Annotated in this window: 3 protein-coding genes and 2 pseudogenes; all 5 read right to left on the minus strand. The window is 68.6% G+C overall.

Annotated features, from left to right (window positions below; all coding sequences use genetic code 11):
- Positions 1-586 (minus strand): annotated as a pseudogene (locus NI18_RS08715) (hypothetical protein); the annotation flags it as partial.
- Positions 583-2,499 (minus strand): HAD-IIB family hydrolase, encoded by a 1,917-nt coding sequence (locus tag NI18_RS08720; protein ID WP_306286318.1) that lies wholly within the window; start codon positions 2,497-2,499, stop codon positions 583-585. The pseudogene NI18_RS08715 and the gene NI18_RS08720, both read right to left, overlap by 4 nt.
- 260 nt (positions 2,500-2,759) lie before the next feature.
- Entirely contained in the window at positions 2,760-3,197 is a 438-nt protein-coding gene (locus NI18_RS26770) for an L-dopachrome tautomerase-related protein (RefSeq protein WP_347574828.1), read from the minus strand.
- A 16-nt stretch (positions 3,198-3,213) separates the two neighbouring features.
- A pseudogene (locus tag NI18_RS08725) lies at positions 3,214-4,794 on the minus strand (alpha/beta fold hydrolase); the annotation flags it as partial.
- Positions 4,795-4,928: 134 nt separating this feature from the next.
- Positions 4,929-5,927 (minus strand): alpha/beta hydrolase (locus NI18_RS08730; RefSeq protein WP_037529478.1); only part of this gene is annotated, 999 nt, incomplete at its 5' end.

A 5,927-nucleotide genomic window follows, 5' to 3' on the forward strand; every position in this document is an offset into this window, starting at 1 on the left:
CGCCGATCCCCAGCCGCTCCCGCGCCGCGCTCCGGTCGGGGCCCTGCGTATCGACGCCGAGCCCGCCCGCGAAACAGGTCTTTTCGATCATCGCCGCGTCCCAGTCGGGCTGGGCGAGATCGCGGTGGAACGCGGCGAGCAGCCCGGCGGCGCCGTCATAGGCCGCGCGGTGCCCGGCATCGCCGCGGTCGCCATGCTGCAGCACCTTGACGTGCGGGACGCTGCAGATCCGCGCCAGTTGCGCGATCTCCGCCGACACGTCGCAGATCATCAGCGCCGGGTCCGCTTGCGCGAACCAGTCGGCGATCGTCGCCATCGCGCTTCGGATCCCCGGCCAGCCGAGCGGCGCGCAGTGCAGCGTCGCGGGCGTCGCGACCCAGTCCATCGCCACCTCCGCCCCGGTCGGCTCGAACAGCGACGGGATCATCACGATCCGCGCCTGCGCCGGCAGCGCGGGGAAGATGTCGTCGCGCGCGCAGAAGATCGTCACGGGACGCGACGGCGGCAGCGCCTGCAGGATCGCGGCACAGCGTTCCGCATGCCCGCGACCCTGATGGTGGACGAAATAGCCGAACGGACGCGTCATGCCGCGACTTGCACGGCCGGCGTGGTCAATCCGAGCCGCGCCAGCCCCTCGATCACCCCGGCGGCATGGTTGCGCGTGGCGCGATGCAGCCCGGGACGCGCGGCAAGTGTCGCCAGTTCATCACTCGCATTGGCAACAACAATCGCGAACCCGCACGCGTCGAGCATGTCGAGGTCATTGCCGCTGTCGCCCGCTGCAATGCAGTCGTCGAGCGTCAGCCCCAACCCGGCCGCATAGGCCGCGATCGCCGCCGCCTTGCCGCCGCCGGGGGACAGCACGTCGATCAGCCGACCGTGCGAGAACACGACCCGCGCTGCAAGCCCCGCCTGCGCCAGAGCCGTGCGGATCGCTGCGACGTCGGCGGCGTCGCCAAAGAAGCTGAGCTTGTGCGCGCCCTCGGTAACGACCGGCTGGGCGCAGATGCCGAGCGGGGCGATCGCCGCACGTACCGCCGCCCGGTCCCAGTCCTGATCAAGCGCGGTAGTGAACGCGGCGCAGCACTGCCACTCGCCATGTGCCGCCGGACGGAGGATCCGCGTCCCGACGTCGACGATGAACGCGTCCGGCTCGGGCAAATGCCACTGCGCCAGCACCGCGCGCGCCTCGGCGAAGCTGCGCCCCGTCGCGACCACGAACGGCAGGCTGCTGCCATGCCGCCAGCGTGCGAACGCCGCCGCGCCATCGACCGACCCGGTCAGCGTGTTGTCGATGTCGCAGGCCAGCAGCGCAGGCTGGCGCCGCAACGCCGCGTAGATGTCGATCGCTGCATCGGCATAGCGCCGCCAGTCATATGCCGCACTTCCGACACGTGCCGCCCGGCTCAACCGCGCGTGAAGCCCCGCATCCCCGATCACCGCACGACACGCCGCCGCAATTCCCGGCTCGTCGCGCGGATCGACCAGCAAGCCGTGACCGATCTGCGCGACGATCTCCGCTGGCCCTCCGTTGCGGGTCGCAACGACCGGAACGCCGGCCGCTGCCGCTTCGATCAGGGTCAGCCCGAACGGCTCGTGCAGCGCCGGGTTGACGAACACGCCGCCTGCCGCCGCTCGCCGGTACAGCGCAGTGACGTCCGAAGCATCGTGCCGCGGCGGCAAGGCAAACCGCCCGCGCAGCGCAGGACTAGCGGCAAGCGCCTGCAGCTCGCCCAGCACCGCCCGTTCCTCGCTCGACGACTGGCCCCCATGTTGCCCGGCGAGGATCACCAGATTCGCACGTTCGTGCAGAACCGGATCCGCCGCGAACGCGCGGACAAGGACCGCGAGGTTCTTCTTCGCCACCGGTCGCGCGATCGCTAGCAGGATCGGGAGATCCGGCCGATCGAGCCAGTCTCCCAGACGGTCAACCAACGTCGCTGTGCCTCCTGCATAGGGACGGCGGGGCACGCCCGGCGGCACGCAGTGGATCCGGCCCGCGACCCCGACGCCATAGGCCGGGACCTGCCGTTCGGCCTCGTCCCGCGTCGATACGATCAGCGCGTCTGCCGCAGCGATCGCGGTGGTTTCCGCCGCAATCCGCGTGCCGAGTTCGGCTCCGCCAAGGCCCTGACGGCGCTTGTCGATCGCCAGCGCATGCGGCGTGTACACGAACGGAATGCCGAACCGGCGGCGTGCCTCGATCGCGACGGCTGCGGCATCGGCGAAATGCGCATGGATGACGTTGGGCATGACCGCCAGTCCGGCGATGTGACGGCAAAACGCCTCGGTGAATGCGGGCAAGTCGGCGGCGAGCGCCTCCTTCTCGAGATAGCGGTCGTCGCCACTATCGACCCGATCGATCGTCAACCTGTCGGTGACGCGCTCCGATCGCTGGCCATGCACGGATGGCAGATCCGCAGACCGGAACAACCGGGTAACGATCGAGACCCGGTCCACTCCGGGAAGCTCTGCCTGAACCAGCGCTGCGTCGACCACATACGCCAGATGCCCCCCGGAGTCGGCCGTAATGCCGAAGTCGATGGGCGGCGCTTTCAGGCAGCCCCCGAGGGCCAAATGCAGAATGAACAAGGCGACCCCGTATCGTTAGTATGGCGAAACGACACGCCACGACATTCGATCCCGGGGTGCGCGGTTATCGCGTTGCGCTATGTTAACCCTGTTGCAATCTGACGTTTTCCGCCGCTGCCGGGCAGAGCCGCCCCGGCATGTCTGCATGCCCGGGGCGCCCGTTCATGTCACCGCGCGGGGTCGAATGCGAACAAAGCGGTCGGCAGCGATGCCGGCGCACCCGGCTTGAACCAGCTGGTGTCCTGGATATGGCTCGCTGTCACATAGATCCGGCCATCGGGCCCTTCCGAAAACGTATCGGGCCAGCGCAGCCGCTTGTCGGTCAGCACCGGCTCGACACGATCGCCGACCAGCCGCGTGATGCTGTCGTTGGTCGGCGACGTGATGTACAGCACCCCCGCCTTGCTCATCCACAGCCCGTCCGCGACATGCGTCTCCGCGATGGTCTTCACCCCCGCCGCCTGCTGCGCTGCGCTCACGCCCTCGCGGAGCAGCCCGGTATCGATCGCGTACAGCGTCTTGCCGGTGAGTGCCTGGTAATACAGCGTTTTTGCCATCGTTTGAGATCGCGATCCCGTCCGCGGAGAAGGCCGGCTGGCGGCCATCGGGGCGGACCAGCGGCTTGCCGTCGGTCATGACCGTCACGCTCTTGTCGATCTGCGTCGAGCCATGCCCGTCGAGTGCGCGCATCCCCTTGCCGCTCTCCAGATCGATCACGATGATCGCGCCGCGCGTGCCCGAATCGGTGATGTAGCCGGTCTTGCCGTCGGGCGAGAAGCGGATGTCGTTGAGGTACGTACCCTGCAGCGCGACATCGGGCGCGACCTTGATCACCTTGGTCACGCGGTTCGTCGCCAGGTCAATCCTGACCAGCTTCGGCGCGCCCTCGAGCGGCTTTTCGTTACCCGGCGCGCCGGGATCGAGCACCCACAGATTGCCGTGCCCGTCGGGCACGATCGACTGGACGCAGACGAAATAGTCGCCGACCGGCAATTCGTTCGCGCGCGCGTTGCGCCAGCTGTTCCACGTATCGTCGGGATAGGCCTTGAGCTTTCCGTCCGGCAGCACCTCGGCGACAGAGATCGGCGCATCGTCGGTCCAGCGCGGGAAGTTGACGAACCGTCGTCCGTCTGCGGTCACCGCGACGCCGGTCACCTGGTGGTCGAACGTCGCCACCTGAGTCAGCGGGCTCGCCGCGGTCCTAGCCTGTGCGACGCCGGCCGCGGTTGCGGCGGCGGCGAGCGCGAACAGCGCCGCACCTGCCAGAAGGGGTTTGAACTTGGACATGTCGTGGCTCCGGTAAATCGTGTCGGACAAGGTGGCGGGATCGCCGGTGAACAGCGTGACGAGCAGGTCGGCGACCGCCTCGGGCCGCTCACGCTGTGGAAAATGGCCGACGCCCGGCAAGGTGACGAAGGCGAAGGGTCCCGAGAATTTCTCCGGTACCGCGGTGGTCGCGCTCGGCGGGTTCACCCCGTCCTCCGCACCCTGAATGTACAGCGCGGGCAGCGACAGCGTCGCGCTCGCCTTTACCGCTTCCTCAAGCCAGACGCTCGCGGGATCGGGTGCCGCCTCGTCCCAGCGCGCGCGATAGCTGTGCAGCGTGACGTCGACCCAGTCCGGATTCCCGAATGCGCGCGCCACCCGTGCAAAGGTCGCCTCGTCGAACCAGCCCGGCGGCGACCAGTTGGTCCAGTGGACATGCGCAAACCCCCTGGGGTCATCGCGCACCGCCTGCGCGCCGCGCGCGGTGGCCATGAACCAGTGATACCATTGCCGCTGCGTCTGTTCGAACGGCGGCGTCGGCATGCCGCCCAGTCGCGGCGGCGTCGCGAGCATCGCGATCCGCTGCACCCGCTCGGGCCAACCGACCGCCAGCGCCTCGGCGATGTTCGAGCCCCAGTCATGCCCCGCGACCATGAAACGCGCGATCCCCAGCCCGTCCATCAGCGCAATCGCGTCCATCGCCAGGACCGCGCTGTTGCCGGTGCGCGGCGTATCTGCCGCCACGAACCGCGTTTCGCCGAACCCGCGCAGGCTCGGTACGATCGTCCGCAGCCCGGCTTCGTGCAGCGCGGGTAGGACGTCGTCCCAGGTCGAGGAGTCATCGGGCCAGCCGTGCAGCAACAACACCGCATCGCCCTCGCGCGGGCCCGTATCGGTATAGGCGATCGCCAGCGTTGGCGTGGTTATCACGGGCATCTCAGCGCTCCGCCATCAGCAGGGCCACAACCCGCCCGAAGGCACGATAGCGGGGCGAAGAGGCATGGGTCGTCGACGTCATGGCATTACTCGCTGCAAAAATGGGAGGGAGAAACTATCCCCCTCCCAACGCATCAGCGCTTCGCAGGAGCCATGGCGAACGCCGCCTTCAGCCGTGCGACCGCGAGATCGTTCGCATCCTTGGCGCCGCGCACGATCGCGCCCATGCCGAAGAATTCATGCGTCACGCCCGGGAAGGTGCGCTGTTCGACCTTGTCGCCCGCCGCACGCATCGCCGCGGCCAGCGTCTCGCCATCCGACCGCAGCGGATCGATCTGCGCATTGATGATCGTCGTCGGCGGCAGCCCGCGCAGGTTTGCCCCGACCAGGTTCAGCCGCGGATCCTGCGCATCCGCCTTGCTGGTCTGGTAGTAATAGCCGAACCACGGCAGCATCGCGCCGTTGAGCGGCTTCGCATTCGCCGAATCACGGCGCGACGGCAGCATCTTGCTGCTGTTGGCGATCGGATAGACCGAGACGATGTGCAGCGGTGGGGTCAGGCGATTGTCGCGGGCATAGATTGCCGTCGCGACCGCCAGATTGCCGCCGGCGCTCTCGCCCGCAACCGCGATCTTCGCCGGGTTGCCACCCCATGCCGCGGCATTGGCCAGCGTCCAGCGATAGGCGGCCGCCGCGTCGTCATGCGGTGCAGGGAACTTGAACTCGGGCGCATGGCGATATTCGACCGACACGACGATCGCGTTCAGCGCCTTCGCCATCGCGCGCGGTGCCGCGTCATAGGTCGCGACGTCCGCGATCACCCAGCCGCCGCCGTGATAATAGACCACGACCGGCAGGCCCTTGGCATTGGCGGCGCTCGCCGGCTTGTACACGCGGGCGAACTGCTTGGCGTCGCTGCCATAGGGCATGTCCTGCGTCGTCACCGATGCGTCGGGGGTCGTTGGCATGCCCTTCTGTGCCATCACCGCCTTGGCGCCATCCGCAGCCGAGGGCTGCTGGCGTGCTTCGGCGGGCGTCAGCGTCTCGATCGGCTTGCCGCCGAGGCCAGCCAGCGCGTCGAGCACGGCCTGCATGTCGGGCGCAGCCTTGGCCGGCGCCATCTTGGTGGGTGG

Source organism: Sphingomonas sp. Ant20, from assembly GCF_000783375.1.
GTDB lineage: Bacteria > Pseudomonadota > Alphaproteobacteria > Sphingomonadales > Sphingomonadaceae > Sphingomonas > Sphingomonas aerolata.

Bases quoted from the DNA above. Each gene is read 5' to 3' on its own strand.
- NI18_RS26770 (WP_347574828.1), bottom strand. From the start codon at position 3,197: ATGGCCGCCAGCCGGCCTTCTCCGCGGACGGGATCGCGATCTCAAACG.